Origin of the sequence: Pseudomonas sp. RAC1 (assembly GCF_030658255.1) — a bacterium.
GTDB lineage: Bacteria > Pseudomonadota > Gammaproteobacteria > Pseudomonadales > Pseudomonadaceae > Aquipseudomonas > Aquipseudomonas boreofloridensis.
In genome coordinates, this window is sequence record NZ_JAUTXS020000038.1 from 456,348 (window position 1) to 471,469 (window position 15,122).

General features: G+C 65.2%; 14 protein-coding genes. 11 read left to right on the plus strand and 3 right to left on the minus strand.

Going from position 1 to position 15,122, the window contains the following annotated elements; translation table 11 throughout:
* Window positions 1–27: 27 nt before the first annotated feature.
* The 3 genes from Q7C30_RS19405 to Q7C30_RS19415 are packed head-to-tail and all read right to left on the minus strand — an operon-like array spanning window position 28 to window position 4,975.
* Window positions 28–1,947, minus strand: a complete 1,920-nt coding sequence (locus Q7C30_RS19405) for a response regulator (protein ID WP_317872436.1) — start codon at window positions 1,945–1,947, stop codon at window positions 28–30.
* Window positions 1,944–2,834, minus strand: a complete 891-nt coding sequence (locus Q7C30_RS19410; protein ID WP_295483081.1) for an ABC transporter substrate-binding protein — start codon at window positions 2,832–2,834, stop codon at window positions 1,944–1,946. The genes Q7C30_RS19405 and Q7C30_RS19410 overlap by 4 nt, the downstream gene beginning before the upstream one ends.
* On the minus strand, window positions 2,834–4,975 hold the full coding sequence (locus Q7C30_RS19415; RefSeq protein WP_317872437.1) for a TonB-dependent receptor: 2,142 nt from the start codon (window positions 4,973–4,975) through the stop codon (window positions 2,834–2,836). Before Q7C30_RS19415 ends, Q7C30_RS19410 begins: the two co-directional genes overlap by 1 nt.
* Window positions 4,976–5,123: 148 nt before the next feature.
* On the opposite strand from Q7C30_RS19415, the gene Q7C30_RS19420 reads away from it, so the two are divergent.
* From Q7C30_RS19420 to kdpC, 11 genes are all read left to right on the plus strand, one after another.
* The gene (locus Q7C30_RS19420; protein ID WP_317872438.1) at window positions 5,124–6,149 is read left to right on the plus strand and encodes an NAD(P)H-dependent glycerol-3-phosphate dehydrogenase; all 1,026 of its coding nucleotides are present in this window, start codon (window positions 5,124–5,126) and stop codon (window positions 6,147–6,149) included.
* A gap of 23 nt (window positions 6,150–6,172) precedes the next feature.
* Entirely contained in the window at window positions 6,173–6,520 is a 348-nt protein-coding gene (locus Q7C30_RS19425; RefSeq protein ID WP_029612081.1) for a DUF4389 domain-containing protein, read from the plus strand.
* Window positions 6,517–6,975 carry a phosphohistidine phosphatase SixA gene (gene sixA / locus Q7C30_RS19430; RefSeq protein ID WP_295483064.1) on the plus strand — a complete coding sequence of 153 codons (459 nt, stop codon included), beginning with the start codon at window positions 6,517–6,519 and terminating at the stop codon, window positions 6,973–6,975. The genes Q7C30_RS19425 and sixA overlap by 4 nt, the downstream gene beginning before the upstream one ends.
* A gap of 97 nt (window positions 6,976–7,072) precedes the next feature.
* On the plus strand, window positions 7,073–7,453 hold the full coding sequence (locus Q7C30_RS19435; protein WP_029612082.1) for a hypothetical protein: 381 nt from the start codon (window positions 7,073–7,075) through the stop codon (window positions 7,451–7,453).
* Window positions 7,454–7,687: 234 nt separating this feature from the next.
* Complete coding sequence (locus Q7C30_RS19440; RefSeq protein ID WP_317872439.1) at window positions 7,688–8,542, plus strand: alpha/beta fold hydrolase; 855 nt, start codon at window positions 7,688–7,690, stop codon at window positions 8,540–8,542.
* A gap of 106 nt (window positions 8,543–8,648) precedes the next feature.
* Window positions 8,649–9,443 carry a DUF4892 domain-containing protein gene (locus tag Q7C30_RS19445; RefSeq protein ID WP_317872440.1) on the plus strand — a complete coding sequence of 265 codons (795 nt, stop codon included), beginning with the start codon at window positions 8,649–8,651 and terminating at the stop codon, window positions 9,441–9,443.
* A 12-nt stretch (window positions 9,444–9,455) separates the two neighbouring features.
* Window positions 9,456–10,508 (plus strand): AI-2E family transporter, encoded by a 1,053-nt coding sequence (locus tag Q7C30_RS19450; protein WP_039578605.1) that lies wholly within the window; start codon window positions 9,456–9,458, stop codon window positions 10,506–10,508.
* A gap of 145 nt (window positions 10,509–10,653) precedes the next feature.
* Window positions 10,654–10,743 carry a K(+)-transporting ATPase subunit F gene (gene kdpF, locus Q7C30_RS19455; protein ID WP_037027358.1) on the plus strand — a complete coding sequence of 30 codons (90 nt, stop codon included), beginning with the start codon at window positions 10,654–10,656 and terminating at the stop codon, window positions 10,741–10,743.
* Window positions 10,744–10,752: 9 nt separating this feature from the next.
* On the plus strand, window positions 10,753–12,447 hold the full coding sequence (gene kdpA, locus Q7C30_RS19460) for a potassium-transporting ATPase subunit KdpA (protein WP_116888536.1): 1,695 nt from the start codon (window positions 10,753–10,755) through the stop codon (window positions 12,445–12,447).
* 10 nt (window positions 12,448–12,457) lie between these two features.
* Complete coding sequence (gene kdpB / locus Q7C30_RS19465; protein WP_317872441.1) at window positions 12,458–14,509, plus strand: potassium-transporting ATPase subunit KdpB; 2,052 nt, start codon at window positions 12,458–12,460, stop codon at window positions 14,507–14,509.
* 12 nt (window positions 14,510–14,521) lie between these two features.
* Window positions 14,522–15,079 carry a potassium-transporting ATPase subunit KdpC gene (gene kdpC / locus Q7C30_RS19470; RefSeq protein WP_039578595.1) on the plus strand — a complete coding sequence of 186 codons (558 nt, stop codon included), beginning with the start codon at window positions 14,522–14,524 and terminating at the stop codon, window positions 15,077–15,079.
* Window positions 15,080–15,122 lie beyond the last annotated feature (43 nt).

The window sequence follows — 15,122 nt, forward strand, 5'->3', positions numbered from 1 at the left end:
TCCAGTCTTTAAGACTGCCGCACTTTATCATTTATCGCCAGTCGCCGCTGTGCGGTCCGGCCGCCAGCGTTGCAGCGTGCGCAGCAAGTCGGCGCGTTTGAACGGTTTGCTCAGGTAATCGTTCATTCCAGCCTCCAGGCAATGCTCGCGATCACTCGGCAGCGCGTTGGCGGTCAAGGCGATGATCGGCACGTCAGCCTGATGCAGACGAATGCAGCGGGTGGCTTGGTAGCCGTCCATATGCGGCAAGCGACAATCCATCAAGATGGCGGCGTAGCTTTTTTCGGTTGCCAGCGTCACGGCCTGCTCGCCGTCCGTCGCCAGGTCCACCTCGAAGCCCAGGCTGCGCAGCATGGCTTCGATGACGCTCTGGTTGACCGGGTTGTCCTCTACCAACAGGATCGGTTGGCCATCACTGAGCGCAGTGGCCCTGTGTTCGCTTTCCAGTAGCTGCGCAGCACGCTGTTTAGAGCGTACCAGCGGAATCTCCAAGGTGAAGGTCGAGCCGCTGCCTAGGCTGCTCTCACCCCGTAGCGTGCCGCCCATGCGTTCGGCCAGGGTGCGCGCAATCGACAGGCCCAGGCCAGTACCGCCGTAACGTCTTGAAATAGAACTATCGGCCTGCTGGAACGCCTCGAACATCGTCTCCAGCCGCTCGCTGTCGATGCCGATGCCGGTGTCACGGACCGTGCAGGTCAGCCTCAACAACTGATGATCGAGCATGCGCCAGCGGGCGTCGACCTGCACCTCGCCGTACTCGGTGAACTTCAGCGCGTTGCCCACCAGGTTCAGCAGAATCTGTCGGATGCGTGTCGGGTCACCTGTCACGTGCAGACGTTCCAAGCCAGTAGCCAGTTGCAGGCGTAACTGCAGGTTGCGCTGCTGGGCGCTGTGCTGGAACGACTGCACGCTACTTGAGATCAGCTCGCCGAGATTGAAATCGATGTGTTCCAGTTCCAGGCTGGCGCGTTCGATGCGCGAGAAGTCGAGGATGTCGTTGATCACCTTCAGCAGGTGGCCGGTGGACTCGCTGGCCACGGCCGTGTATTCGGCCTGCTCGCGAGTCAACCGAGTGGTCTCCAGCAGTTGCAACATGCCCAGCACCCCGTTCATCGGCGTGCGCAGTTCATGGCTCATCATCGCCAGGAACTCGGATTTGGCGCGGTTGGCCCGCTCGGCTTCCTCGCGCGCCTGGATCAGCTCGGTGATGGTTTGCTGTTGTTCGCGGCTGGCCTGATCCAGGGCGTTGGCCAGGTTGTTGATGTGCCGCGCCAGATGACCGAGCTCGCTGTCATCGACCACCGGCAACGGCGCGTTGAACTGGCCCTGCTGGATAGCCTTCACGGCATGGCCCATGTCGCTGATCGGCATCGACAGGCTCCTGGCCAGGCGCCGCGCCAGGAGGAAGGTGAACGCCAGCGCGAACAGGGCAAGAATGCCGGCCTTGATCACGATTTCCTGCTGGCGCTCGCTGAACGCGTCGTCGGACATGCCGACGATCACTCGACCGAGATAGTCGTCGCCGATGCTCGGCGGAGTCTTGCCCTGCTGCAGGAAGTCGTTGTCCAGGCGGATCTGTTGGAGGCGGATCGGGGCCTGGAAGACTTCCACTCGCTGGGCGCGATTGGCACTTTCCCCGGACTGCTCGACGTACACCAGGATGTGGTTGCGGCTGTCCTGCACCTCCAGAAAACGCACGTGCGGGATGCTCAACGTTGCGCGCATCAGGCTTTCCAGCACTTCATTGTTGCCCGAGATCACCCCGTATTCGCAGGCGGGTGCCAGTTGGTTGGCAATCAGTTGGCCCGTGTGGTCCAGCTCCTGGCGCAGGTCCTGCAAACGTACGAAGGTGAAGAAACCGATCAGCAACAAGGTGAGCAGCAGCGCCGGCCCCAGGCTGATGATCTGGGTGCGGGCATGAATGTCCCAGCTCAGGCGCTTGCTCATGGTGTCGACTCTCCTTCGGCCAGGACCAGCTCGGCTGCGTTCGGCTCTATGCGCTCCAGTCCAAGGGCGCGGGCCACCTGCTGATTGCCGCTGACCCGGAAGTGATCGGGATAGAGGCTGCGCGGCCAGCGCGTGGGCGGCTGGTCGAGCAAGCGGTCGAGCACCGCCAGCCAGTCATCCTGGTCGCTGTAGGTGCTGGCCAGGGCGCCGGCGCGGACGAAGCCAGCGTTGGGACCGATCAACGCCATCTGCCGCCCATAACTGCTGAGCAAGAGGTTCTTGACGGTCTTGGCATTGAACAACTGCGGATCGTCGATGCCCAGCAGCACGTCGCTGTTGCCCAGCACGTGCTGCAGGGGACGGCTGTCGCGCAGATCGGCCCAGTCCTGGGCGACGATCTCCAGGCCCATGTGACTGGCTGCCTGATGCAACTCGTCGATGAGAAAGCGGCTGTCAGGTCCATACAGCACGCCGATACGTCGTGCCTGCGGCAGCAGATAGCGCGTCAGGCGCAGTTGCCGTGCCAGCGGCGGATCGCTCCACAGCAGGCTGAGGTACTCGGGGCGCGACTTTCCCAGGCGCAGTTGCGCCTGAACCCGGCTGATCCGCAGCGCCAGCGAGAGGGGGCCGGATGGCTCGCGCAGGCGCCAGTCGAGTGCGGCCTCATCCAGCAGGATCAGGCGCGTCTGGACATCGAGTCGGCCGGGCGAGGGCAACTGCGTGACAGTCTGGAAGCGCACCTGGTCGAGGGGGCGTCTGGCTTGCAGCGCGCTGACGAAGCTGCTCACCCCGGCGGTGTCATCGCCACCGACCAGCAGGATTTCATGGGCGCACAGCGTGCCCATGGGCCACAGACACAGCGCCAGCATCCGTAGCAGGCGCAGCATCAGAACTCCAACTCCGCACTGACGCTCAGGCGATGGCGGCTGTCATAGCGGTTCTGCTCCACGGTCGTGGGCTGGTCGTCCAAGCGTTGCTGCCACAGTGCAGCCAACTCGACCGAACTGCCATGAATCCGCATGCGCTTGGCCACCCGCAGATCGACACGCTCGTAGCGGTATTGATTGAGGGCATCGTCCCCGTAGTAGAACAGCGCGCTCGACCAACCCGACCCCCAGTCGCGCAACCAGCCCACAGAACCGCTGTTGTGTGCGCTGAGGCGGCGGTCGTCGGGGTTGCTCGCCCAGGCATCGACGTAGGCATAGCTCATGCGCAGGCGGTCACGTGGGCTCAGGCGCCAGTCCAGCTGAGTTTCGCTGCCACTGAAGCGTGCCCTGTTGGCATTGCTGGCAATGTACTGATTGTTCTTCAACGGCTCGCTGATCATCCCGGTGATCTCGTCGTAGAACAGCTTCACGTCCAGGTTCAGGTCAAGGTCGGAAAAGGAACCGTTGTAGCCCAGTTCGCGCGAGCGCATGCGCTCCTGGTCGAGGTTGCCGGGACCGCGGGTCTTGACGAAGTACTCACCGTCGCGCAGGCCGAGCACGTTGGGCGTGAGGTTTCGGACCGTGTAGCTCCAGTTGACGTTGTTCTCGAACATGTCCGGCGAGCGCACGGCCTCGGAGTACACCGCGCGCAGCCCCTGACGCGGAGTGATCAGGTAGTTCACCGCCACGCGCGGGGTCAGGGACGTGCCGGAGAGCTGGCTGTTTTCGAACATCGCGCCGCCTTGCAGGATCCAGTGCTCGTCAGCGCGCCATTCGAGCTGGCCAAACAGGCGCCAGGTGCGGTCGTCGAGCCGGCCGTTGAAGTAGGTCTGCGAGTCGGCGCGATCATAACGGTAGTTGAGGCCGCTGAGCAGGCGCAGGCTGTCGGTCAGGCTCAGGGTGTCCTGAATTTCCAGGTCATAACGGGTTTCGCGGGTGCTCTGGTCGACGTCGCCGCACACTTCCCGGCTGCCCCCGTTGTCCCATTGGCTCTTGATCTGGTTGCGCAGGCCCTGCAGAACCGGATCGCGGCTGTTCGGCGGGTTGTTGGCGTTGCGTGCCACGCGTTCGGCGTAATTCGGGTCGAGCTGCCACAGGCGGGTCAGTTCGGGGCTGAAGGCCAATGTCGCGTCGCAGGCACGCCAGACCTGCTGACGGTCGAACTGCTGCGCCGAGCCCTGCGCATAAAGGCTGTGCTCGGGGTTGAAGTCGATGCTCCAGCGCAGCGAGCCGGCGTAGTCCTTGGCGTCCAGGTCGGCGTTGTCGCCGCGCCCGGTGACGAAGGGGAACACCGGTTTGTAGGTATACGGCCGTTGGTTGCTGCCTTCCTTGGCCGCCAGTTGCCAGTCCAGCGTCTGATCCGGGGCCAGGCTGTGACTGACGCTGAGGTTGAAGCGGGTCAGGCGCCGGCTGTCGCGGTAATCCTGACCGTACTGGTTCTTGTCGAAGCCATCGTCCTGCAGGCCGGACATCGACAGGCGCAGGTCGCCGCCGTCCCAGCCCAGGCCTTGGCTGGCATAGAAGTCATCGATGCCGTCCTGGCCGCGGGTGATCTTCAGGCGCGTGCCATGGCTGTCGGCAGGGCGTCGGGTGAGGATGTTGACCACCGCCATCAGCGCGTTGGCGCCGTAGCTGACGGTATTGGGGCCACGAAACACTTCGATGCGCTCGATGTCTTCGATGGCCAGGGGAATGTCGCTCCAGTCCACCGTGGCCAGGCCCGCCCGGTATACCGAACGGCCATCGATCAGCACTTGCATGCGCCGGGCATCGTTGACGTTGCTGCCGTGATAGTTGACGGTCGGCTGGTTGCCGGCGCCGTAGCCGATCATCATCCCCGGTACCAGGCGCAGCAGTTCGGGCACGTCACGCGCGCCGCTGGCGTGGATCAGCGCGCTGTCGAGCACGGTCATGCTGCCGGGCACCGCCGCCGGGGATTGTTTGAGCCGCGTGGCGGTCAGAACCTGCGGCAGGTCGGTGTCGATGAACAGATCGTCGGCCATGGCCGGGCCGCCCAGCAGGGCAGTGAGCAACAGCAAGCGGCGGGCAGGGGGCGTGCCAGGGAACACGTGACGGCCTTGTGTCAGACATGAGCCGCGCATGGTAACCGAGCCGTCGAGAGGCAAGCTATAAGCGCCGAGCGGCGTGTGAGAAGGGCACGGCCTTTTCTTGCGGTGTGTCGCTTGAAGCGTGCAGCTTGCCCTTATAATGCGCCGTCGCCCTCAACTTATTGGCTTTGACGGATTGAATATGACTGAACAGCGACCTGTTGCAGTGCTGGGAGGTGGAAGCTTCGGCACCGCCGTGGCGAATCTGCTGGCGGAGAATGGCAACCCGGTGCGTCAATGGATGCGCGATCCGGAACAGGCCGAGGCCATGCGCGTCAACCGCGAGAATCCACGGTACCTCAAAGGTGTCCGCCTGCATGAGCGGGTCGAGCCGGTCAACGACCTGCTGGCCACGCTGCAGGGTAGCGAACTGATTTTCGTCGCGCTGCCGTCCAGTGCCTTGCGCAGCGTGCTGGCGCCGCATGCCGAGACGGTTAGCGGCAAGGGCCTGATCAGCCTGACCAAGGGCATCGAGCCGCAGACGTTCAAGCTGATGAGCCAGATCATCGAAGAGATCGCGCCCCAGGCGCGAATCGGTGTGCTGTCCGGTCCGAACCTGGCGCGTGAAATCGCCGAACATGCGCTGACCGCCACCGTGGTCGCCAGCGAGGACGAAGCGCTCTGCGAGCAGGTCCAGGCCGTGCTGCACGGGCGCACCTTCCGCGTCTACGCCAGCGCCGACCGCTTCGGCGTCGAGCTCGGCGGCGCGCTGAAGAACGTCTACGCGATCATCGCTGGCATGGCGGTGGCCCTGGACATGGGCGAGAACACCAAGAGCATGCTCATCACCCGCGCACTGGCCGAGATGACGCGCTTTGCCGTCAGTCAGGGCGCCAATCCCATGACCTTCCTCGGTCTGGCGGGGGTTGGCGACCTTATCGTCACCTGCTCGTCACCCAAGAGCCGCAATTATCAGGTCGGCTATGCCCTGGGGCAGGGGCTGAGCCTGGAGGAAGCGGTCAGCCGCCTGGGCGAAGTGGCCGAGGGGGTCAACACGCTCAAGGTGCTCAAGGCCAAGGCCCAGCAGGTGCAGGTGTACATGCCGCTGGTTGCCGGGCTGCACGCGATCCTGTTCGAGGGACGCACCCTGGCCCAGGTGATCGAGCACCTGATGCGCGCCGAACCCAAGACCGACGTCGATTTCATTTCCACCAGCGGTTTCAACTGAGCCGCACGAGCAAGGAGCGAGACATGAACGATACCCCCGAACACGCCCAGCGCGAGTCGATCATCCTGCGGATTGTGTGGATGCTGGTTTTTCTGGTGGTCTGGCAACTGGCCGAACTGCTGCTCGGCGGCCTGGTGTTGGTGCAACTGATCTATCGCCTGGTCTACGGCGCACCCAGCGCCAGCCTGATGAACTTCGGCGACAGTCTCAGCCAGTTCCTGGCGCAAATCGGTCGCTTCGGCAGCTTCCACACCGAACAGAAACCTTGGCCTTTCGCCGACTGGCCGGCACCGCGCGCGCCTGAGGGCGAAGCCCCGCATGCGGTGCCCCCGGCGCCGCATCCGGTGCGTGACGAAGAGCCGAAGCTGTGAAGCTGTGGATCCTGCGCCACGGCGAGGCCGAGCCGCGGGCCAACACCGATGCCGAACGCAGGCTCACCGCCCATGGTCGCGAGCAGGTGTTGCGCAGTGCTGCGCGCCTGTTGGGACAGCCCCTGCAAGCGATCATTGCCAGCCCCTACGTACGGGCCCAGCAGACCGCCGCGCTGGTGCACGACACCCTCGGTTTCACCGAGCCAGTGCGCACCGTGCCTTGGCTGACACCTGAAAGCGATGCGGCGCAGGTCATCGGCGAAATCGAGCGGTTGGGGTTGGAACAGGTGTTGCTGGTCAGTCACCAACCCTTGGTGGGTAGCTTGGTGAGCCTGCTGGAACAGGGTCATGCGCAGTCCCCTGCGCCGATGAGTACGGCTTCCCTGGCGCAGTTGGAGGGTGACTGGCCGCTCGCGGGTCTGATGACCTTGCAGGCACTCGACCACCCGGATTGACCCGCTTGTGGCAACTGGCATTTCTGTCAGTTGTGAGCCGCGAGGTTCGCTTGCTAGCGTCTGTGACAGTCATGGCTGATATCAGGGAGTTTCGTCTATGAGTGGTCTGCAACGGGAGTTGATGCGGTCTCTGGATCTACAGCCGACGATTGGCAAGCTCGATGCCGGGGTGGCATTGGATTTTGCCGAGCACAGCCTGCTGCGCGAAGCCGCCGAGGCGCGTCTTTACCATGTGCTGGGCAAGCTCGAAAGCGGCCAAGTCTCGGCGGCTTCCAGGCACGCCGCACAGGAGCTGCAAAGACTTCAGGCGTCGTGCATGCAAGTATCAAGTGGGGTGCAGACCAGTTGCCTGGCGCTGGCGCGGGCCGAGTTGAGTCCAGCCGACCTGCAGCGGGCCTGCGAAGCGCTCGACAGCCAACTGACCTACATCAAGGCCTGTCTGCAGCGCGCCCTGGGCCGTCTGCACGGCGGCACCTGACCTGATCGCCCTTGGCGATGACCTATCCGAATGTTGTGATGCGTTGGCAGCTTGTCGACAATGGCCGAAATCTGCTTTGGATCCGGCGTCCATGTCCCAGTTCCTGTTCTTCGCTCGCACCCACGCTGTTTCTTCACGCGCCAGTGGCAAACCACTCGCCGCTTTAATGGTAGGCGGCCCAGCAGTGCAGCGGCTGCTCGATATCCCCGGCCAGGTTGAACACGGGAGCTGGGCATGAGCGCACGTGTCGAGGAAATCCGCCTCAACCTGGGCCATATCGAGTTGGCCGCGCATGTTTTCGGTCCTGTCGATGGCCTGCCAGTCATCGCCCTGCACGGCTGGCTCGACAACGCCAACAGCTTCGCCCGTCTCGCACCACGCCTGCTGGGGCTGCGCATCGTCGCGCTCGACCTGGCCGGGCATGGCTATTCCCAGCACCGGCCAGTGGGCGCGAGTTATCACCTGGCCGACTATGTACACGATGTCCTGCGCGTCGCCGAGCAGATGGGCTGGGTGCGGTTTGGCTTGCTTGGCCATTCGCTGGGGGCGGTCATCAGCGTCCAGCTCGCGGGTGCACTGCCGGAGCGCGTCAGTCATCTGGCACTGATCGACGGCGTGATCCCGCCGACCGCTGGCGAGCAGGAGGCCGCCGAGCGCTTAGGGTTGGCGTTGCAGGCGCAACTGCGTTCGGATGGCAAGCGCAAGTCTGTGTATCCGACCCTGGAGCAGGGCGTTCAGGCGCGCATGAAAGGCATGGTGGCGGTCAGTTGCGAAGCGGCCGAGCTGCTGGCCGAGCGGGGGCTGATGCCGGTGCCTGGCGGCTACAGCTGGCGCAGCGACAGCCGTCTGACGCTGCCCTCGCCGGTGCGCCTGAGCGAGGCCCAGGCCATGGCGTTCGCCAAGCGAATCCAGTGTCCGAGTTGCCTGGTGGTCGCCGAGCAAGGCTTGCTGGCTCGGCACACGACGCTGCTGGAGCAGCTACCCTTCGAGCAGGTGGTGTTGCCCGGCGGACACCATCTGCACCTGAACGATGAACACGGCGCAAGCCTTGTTGCAGACTGTTTCAATCGCTTCTTTGGCTTTGCTTGACTTGCATCGGACAAGTGCCGAGGCTTGGCGGGTTGAACAGGGAGACAACCATGCACATGCCAGACATCCAGGCACTTCACAGCGGCCTTCGCCGCAAGGACGGCCGATGAGCGCGCCGTCGATTCTGCGCGGCGCCATCGCCGTCTGCCTCACCCTCGCCAGCCCCATGCTCTGGGCTGGCAGCCTGCCAGTGCCGACCGACGCCAGGGTGGTCGACCAGCGGCCTGCCGTGGAACAGGAACGGGTCTACCCCATGGGACCGGTGCGCAAGATCAGCGGCCGGTTGCGCGTGGAGGGCAAGGTGGAAAGTCGCGGTCAGGTCAGTTCGGTCACCTATGAACTGCCTGTGGAGCGCACTGCACGGGAGGCCTTCACCAGCGCTCGCGAAGCCCTGCAGCGCGAGGGTGGTTATCCGCTGTTCTGGTGCCAGGGCCGCGACTGCGGTGAGGCCAGCATCTGGGCCAACGACGTATTTGGCAGTGCCCGTCTCAACGGTGGCGACGAGCAGCAGGCGTTCATCCTGCTGCGCCGCTCGGCCGAGCAGGCCGATACCCTGGTCGCCCTGTACAGCGTGACCCGTGGCAACCGCCGTGCCTATCTGCATGTCGAGGAATTCGTCGCCGACAGCCCGTTGGGCGAGGTGCTGCCGACCCCGGCCACCGTACTGCGCGAAATGCGCGACACCGGCAAGCTCGACTACCCCGATCTGGCCGCGCCGCGCCCGGCCTGGGTGTCATTGCTGGCTCGAAGCCTCAATCTGGACAGTACCCTGCGCGCCAGCCTCAGCGGCGAACAGGCCGAGGCCTGGCGCGAGCAACTGGTCAAGGCCGGCGTGCGCAACGCGCGTCTGGAGGTGGGCAGCGCCCCCACCGAGGGTGTGCATCTGGAACTGATTCGTTGAACGAGAACCCCCATGGCCAACACTGACCGTCTGTTGGTACAGATCCTCCTGCTGGCGCTCCTGGGCGCCGCATTGTGGGTAATGGCGCCGTTCATCTCGGCGCTGCTGTGGGGCGCGATCCTGGCCTTCGCCAGTTGGCCGCTGATGCGCCTGCTCACCCGCTGGCTGGGTGGCCGTGAAACCCTGGCGGCGAGCATCCTCACGAGCATATGGATTCTGCTGGTGGCCTTGCCGCTGGTGTGGCTGGGTTTCAACCTGGCCGATCATGTGCGCGATGCCACCTTGTTCGTCCGTGACATCCAGGTCGACGGCCTGCCGGATGCGCCCGACTGGGTGGCTGGCATTCCCTTCGTCGGTGAGCGCCTGGTCGCCTGGTGGCAGTCCCTGGACCAGCAGGGCGCGGCGTTGCTGGCGTCGGCCAAGCCGTACTTCGGTCAGGTCGGCAACTGGTTGCTGGCGCGCAGTGCGCAGATCGGCGGCGGCGTGCTGGAGCTCACCCTGAGCCTGGTGTTCGTGTTCTTCTTCTACCGCGACGGCCCGCGCCTGGCGGCATTCGTGCTGCGTCTGCTGCAGCGGTTGGTGGGCGAACGCGCCGACTACTACATCCTGCTGGTGGCCGGCACCGTGCAGCGGGTGGTCAACGGCGTGATCGGCACTGCGGCCGCGCAGGCACTTCTGGCGCTCATCGGCTTCCTCATTGCCGGAATACCCGGGGCGATCGTGCTGGGCCTGGTGACGTTCATGCTCAGCCTGATCCCCATGGGGCCGCCGCTGGCCTGGATTCCCGCCACCGCCTGGCTGGTGTGGAAGGGCGAGTACGGGATGGCGGTGTTCCTTGGTATCTGGGGCACCTTCGTCATCAGTGGCGTGGACAACGTGCTCAAGCCCTACCTCATCAGCCGTGGCGGCGACTTGCCGCTGGTGATCGTGCTGCTCGGCGTGTTCGGCGGGCTGATCGCCTTCGGCTTCATCGGCTTGTTCATCGGCCCCACGTTGCTGGCGGTGGGCTACAGCCTGTTGCTGGACTGGAGCCGCAACGCCGTGCCGCCCACCCCGCAGCCGTAACCGGCCACACAGGCCCTGCCCATGCAGGGCCTGATCTTTACGCATTCTTTATGCCCTGAGCCAAGGCTCGATCTCGTCCCTTTACGCCGATGCCTTCGACAATTTCCCCATAGCGGTCAACGCCGCATCATGGGGAGATTCATCGATGAACATGCTCGACGGCCTGTCACTGCTGCTGGCAATGGCGTTATCCGTGTACCTGCTGGTTGCGCTGTTGCGCGCCGATCGCAGTTGAGGAGCGGCCATGCACAGTTACGACTTCGCATTGCTGCTGGCGTTTTTCGCCCTGGTGCTGTTGCCAGCACCCTGGCTCGGGCGCTTCTACTACAAGGTGATGGAGGGACAGCGCACCTGGTTGTCGCCGGTGCTCGGGCCACTGGAGCGCGGCGGCTACCGGCTTGCCGGCGTACGCGCCGACCAGGAGCACAACTGGAAGCAGTACAGCCTGGCCTTGTTGACGTTCAACCTGATCGGTTTCCTGTTGTTGTTCGCCGTCCTGCTGCTGCAGGGTTCGCTGCCGCTCAACCCGCAGCACCTGCCTGGCCAGGAATGGTCGCTGGCGTTCAATACCGCCGTCAGCTTCATGACCAACACCAATTGGCAGGCCTACAGCGGCGAGGCCTCGGTCAGCTACCTGAGCCAGATGATCGGCCTGACCGTGCAGAACTTCGTCAGCGCTGCCACGGGGCTGGCAGTGTTGGTCGCCCTGTGCCGTGGCATCGCGCGCCGTAGCACTCACCAACTGGGCAACTTCTGGGTCGACATGACCCGCGCTACCCTCTACGGCCTGCTGCCGCTGTGCGTGCTCCTGGCGCTGCTGCTGGTGTGGCAGGGCGTGCCGCAGACCTTTGCCGACTATGCCCACGCCGTGACCCTGCAAGGTGCCGACCAGACGATCCCGTTGGGCCCGGCGGCCAGCCAGATCGCGATCAAGCAACTGGGTACCAACGGCGGCGGCTTCTTCGGCGTCAACTCCGCGCACCCGTTCGAGAACCCCACGGCCTGGAGCAACCTGTTCGAGGTGGCGGCGATCATCCTGATCCCGGTGGCGCTGGTGTTCACCTTTGGCCATTACGTGAAGGACCTGCGCCAGAGCCGGGCGATCCTGGCGTGCATGCTCACCCTGTTCCTCGTCGGTGGCGCCGTGGGGCTATGGGCCGAGCATCAGCCCAACCCGACCCTGGACAGCGCGCAGGTGCAACAGAGTGCGCCGCTGGAAGGCAAGGAAAGCCGCTTCGGCACCACCGGCACGGTGCTGTGGACGGTGACCACCACCGCCGCCTCCAACGGCTCGGTCAACGCCATGCACGACAGCCTCAACCCGCTGACCGGCATGGTCGCGATGGTCAACATGATGGTCGGCGAGGTGATCTTCGGCGGCGTCGGCGCGGGTCTCTACGGCATGCTGCTGTTCGTACTGATCGCCGTGTTCCTGGCCGGCCTGATGATTGGCCGCACCCCTGAGTACCTGGGCAAGAAGCTACAGGCCCGCGAAGTGCAACTGCTGGTGGCGACCCTGCTGGTGATGCCGCTCGGGGTATTGGTGCTCGGCGCCATCGCCGCCAGCCTGCCGGGGCCTGCCGCGGCGGTCAGTAACCCGGGGCCGCACGGCTTCAGCCAACTGCTGTACGCCTACACCTCGGCCACTGCCAACAATGGCTCGGCCTTTGGCGGCTTCGGCGCCAACACCGTGTTCCACAACCTGATGATCGGCCTGGCCATGCTCATCGGCCGCTTCGGCTACATCCTGCCGATCCTGGCCCTGGCCGGCAGCCTGGCGGCCAAGACGCCCGCACCGCAGGGCCAGAACAGCTTCCCCACCCACGGACCGCTGTTCGCCGGCCTGCTGCTGATGACCATCGTCCTGGTCGGTGGCCTGACCTTCCTGCCGACCCTGGCCCTGGGGCCGATCGCCGAACAGTTGAGCCTGGGCTTCTGAGGACCCACACATGAATATGCCGTTACCTGAAATGAACGCTGCCCGCGCTGCCGACCAGACCCGTTTCGCCGCGCTCTGGCGACCGGCCCTGGTGCAGGCGTTCGTCAAGCTCGACCCACGCCAACTGCGGCGCTCGCCGGTCATGCTGGTGGTGGCCCTGACCGCGCTGCTCACCACCGTGCTGTGCCTGTTGCCGAACAATGGCGTGAGCACCGGCGTTGCAGTGCAGATCACCGTCTGGCTGTGGTTCACCGTGCTGTTCGCCAATTTCGCCGAGGCCCTCGCCGAGGGCCGTGGCAAGGCGCGTGCCGACAGCCTCAAGGCGGGCAGTCAGGGCTTGTCCGCCCAGCGCCGGCTGGCCGATGGCCGCTTCGAAATCGTCGCGGCTGGCGATCTGCGTAAGGACGATGTGGTGCGCGTGGTCGCCGGCGAGCTGATTCCCGGCGACGGCGAGGTGCTCGAAGGCATCGCAGCGGTGAACGAGGCGGCCATCACTGGCGAATCGGCGCCCGTGATCCGTGAGTCGGGTGGCGACCGCTCGGCGGTGACCGGCAACACCCGTGTGGTCTCCGACTGGCTGCTGATCCGCATCAGCAGCAACCCCGGAGAATCCACCCTGGACCGGATGATCGCGCTGGTCGAAGGCGCCAAGCGGCAGAAGACACCCAACGAGATTGCCTTGGACATCCTGCTGATCGGCCTGACCCTGATCTTCCTGATCGTGGTGGTCACCCTGCAGCCGTTCGCCCGCTTCAGCGGCGGCAGCCTGCCGTTGATCTTCCTCGCGGCCTTGCTGGTCACCCTGATTCCCACCACCATCGGCGGTTTGTTGTCGGCCATCGGCATCGCCGGCATGGACCGTCTGGTACGCCTGAACGTCATCGCCCGCTCCGGGCGCGCGGTGGAGGCCGCCGGTGACGTTCACACGCTGATGCTCGACAAGACCGGCACCATCACCTTCGGCAACCGTCGCTGCAGCGCCCTGCACGCCGCGCCGGGCGTCACCGCGAAGGAGCTGGGGCAGGGCGCCTTGCTGGCGTCGCTGGCCGACGACACGGCCGAGGGCAAATCGATCGTCGAGTACCTGCGCCAGTTGCACGACTTCGTCGAGCCGCCAGCAGCGCAGTACGACGCCATTGCCTTCAGCGCCGAAACGCGGCTGTCAGGCATCGATTTCGAGCAGCGCCATTACCGCAAGGGTGCGGTGGATGCAGTGCTGGCCTTCGTCGGCTTGCAGCGCCTGGAAATGCCGGCACCGCTGGCCCGCGAGGTGGAGCGCATCGCCCAGAGCGGAGGCACGCCGCTGCTGGTGTGCCTGGACAAACGCCTGCTCGGCGTGATCCACCTCAAGGACGTGGTCAAGCCCGGTATCCGCGAGCGTTTCGCCGAGCTGCGCAAGCTGGGTATCCGCACCGTCATGGTGACCGGCGACAACCCACTCACTGCGGCGGCCATCGCTGCCGAGGCCGGCGTCGACGACGTGCTCGCCGAAGCCACCCCGGAAAAGAAACTGGCGCGTATTCGCCAGGAGCAGCATGACGGTCGTCTGGTGGCCATGTGCGGTGACGGCGCCAACGACGCCCCCGCCCTGGCCCAGGCAGACGTCGGCATGGCCATGAACGACGGCACCCAGGCGGCGCGCGAAGCGGCCAACATGGTCGACCTGGACAGTGACCCGACAAAACTGCTGGATGTGGTCCAGGTTGGCAAGGAACTGTTGGTCACCCGTGGCGCCTTGACCACGTTCTCAATCGCCAACGACGTGGCCAAGTATTTCGCCATCCTGCCGGCACTGTTCGCCTCGATCTACCCGCAGCTCGGGGCGCTCAACCTCATGGGCCTGACCAGCCCGCAGAGCGCGATCCTTTCGGCCATCGTGTTCAACGCGCTGATCATCGTCGTGCTCATCCCCCTGGCCCTGCGCGGGGTGCGTGTCCAGGCCGCCAGTGCGGCGCAACTGCTGAGGCGCAACCTGCTGATCTACGGCGTGGGCGGCATCCTGGTGCCGTTCGCCGGGATCAAGCTCATCGACATGCTGCTGACTGCCCTGCATCTGGTTTGAAGGAGAAACCCCATGAATACCTATCTGCGTCCAGCCCTGAGCCTGGTCCTGCTGATGACCTTGGTCACCGGCGTGCTGTATCCGCTGGCGGTGACCGGCATCGCCCAGGTGGCCTTCCCCGAACAGGCCAACGGTAGCCTGGTGCGCGACGCCCACGGCCAGGTCCGGGGCTCGGCGCTGATCGCCCAGGCCTTCGAGGGCGATGGCTGGTTCCATTCGCGGCCCTCGGCGGGCGCCTTCGCCACCGTGTCGAGCAGCGCCAGCAACCTGGCGCCGAGCAACCCGGCGTTGGCCGAGCGGGTCACAACCGAGGCCGATGCCCTGTACCAACCGGCACTGGGACCGGTGCCCCAGGCCTTGCTGACCACCTCTGGCAGCGGCCTGGATCCGCAACTGCCGCCCGAGGCGATCGCGTATCAAGTGCCGCGGGTGGCGGCGGCGCGCAACATGCCCGTCGAGCGCTTGCAAGCCTTGGTGGATGAGGCCACTCTGCGGCCATTGGTCGGTCCACCCGTGGTCAATGTGCTGGCCTTGAACCAGGCGCTGGAAGGCTCGGTGCCCGCCAAGTAAAGACCGCGATGACCTGCGCAGCAGGCCCGTTCGAATCGACCGC

Coding starts and splice junctions, on each gene's coding strand:
- Q7C30_RS19405 (WP_317872436.1), bottom strand. CDS start 1,947: ATGAGCAAGCGCCTGAGCTGGGACATTCATGCCCGCACCCAGATCATC.
- Q7C30_RS19410 (WP_295483081.1), bottom strand. CDS start 2,834: ATGCTGCGCCTGCTACGGATGCTGGCGCTGTGTCTGTGGCCCATGGGC.
- Q7C30_RS19415 (WP_317872437.1), bottom strand. CDS start 4,975: ATGCGCGGCTCATGTCTGACACAAGGCCGTCACGTGTTCCCTGGCACG.
- Q7C30_RS19420 (WP_317872438.1), top strand. CDS start 5,124: ATGACTGAACAGCGACCTGTTGCAGTGCTGGGAGGTGGAAGCTTCGGC.
- Q7C30_RS19425 (WP_029612081.1), top strand. CDS start 6,173: ATGAACGATACCCCCGAACACGCCCAGCGCGAGTCGATCATCCTGCGG.
- Q7C30_RS19435 (WP_029612082.1), top strand. CDS start 7,073: ATGAGTGGTCTGCAACGGGAGTTGATGCGGTCTCTGGATCTACAGCCG.
- Q7C30_RS19440 (WP_317872439.1), top strand. CDS start 7,688: ATGAGCGCACGTGTCGAGGAAATCCGCCTCAACCTGGGCCATATCGAG.
- Q7C30_RS19445 (WP_317872440.1), top strand. CDS start 8,649: ATGAGCGCGCCGTCGATTCTGCGCGGCGCCATCGCCGTCTGCCTCACC.
- Q7C30_RS19450 (WP_039578605.1), top strand. CDS start 9,456: ATGGCCAACACTGACCGTCTGTTGGTACAGATCCTCCTGCTGGCGCTC.
- kdpF (WP_037027358.1), top strand. CDS start 10,654: ATGAACATGCTCGACGGCCTGTCACTGCTGCTGGCAATGGCGTTATCC.
- kdpA (WP_116888536.1), top strand. CDS start 10,753: ATGCACAGTTACGACTTCGCATTGCTGCTGGCGTTTTTCGCCCTGGTG.
- kdpB (WP_317872441.1), top strand. CDS start 12,458: ATGAATATGCCGTTACCTGAAATGAACGCTGCCCGCGCTGCCGACCAG.
- kdpC (WP_039578595.1), top strand. CDS start 14,522: ATGAATACCTATCTGCGTCCAGCCCTGAGCCTGGTCCTGCTGATGACC.